Source organism: Shigella sp. FC1967, from assembly GCF_001743005.1.
In the GTDB taxonomy this organism is placed as follows: Bacteria; Pseudomonadota; Gammaproteobacteria; order Enterobacterales; family Enterobacteriaceae; genus Proteus.
This window is the reverse complement of record NZ_MIIZ01000174.1, coordinates 1-278: the sequence shown is the minus strand read 5'-3', so window position 1 is coordinate 278 and position 278 is coordinate 1. Positions and strand designations below refer to the sequence as shown.

The window sequence follows — 278 nt, the reverse complement described above, 5'->3', positions numbered from 1 at the left end:
TAGCAACACGAACCAGCGCAGTACCACCACCCGCAACAACACCTTCTTCAACGGCTGCGCGAGTTGCATGCAACGCATCGTCAACACGAGCACGTTTTTCTTTCATTTCAACTTCAGTTGCTGCACCCACTTTAATGACTGCAACACCGCCAGCTAATTTAGCAACGCGTTCTTGTAATTTTTTCACGGTCATAATCTGAAGTTGCATCTTCGATTTGTTGACGAATTTGAGATACACGACCACTGATTGCGTCTTGATCACCTAAACCATCAATAAT

At 45.0% G+C, this 278-nt stretch carries 1 pseudogene; it reads right to left on the bottom strand.

The window, feature by feature from the left end:
• Nucleotides 1–278 (bottom strand): annotated as a pseudogene (groEL, locus tag BHE89_RS01590) (chaperonin GroEL); the annotation flags it as partial.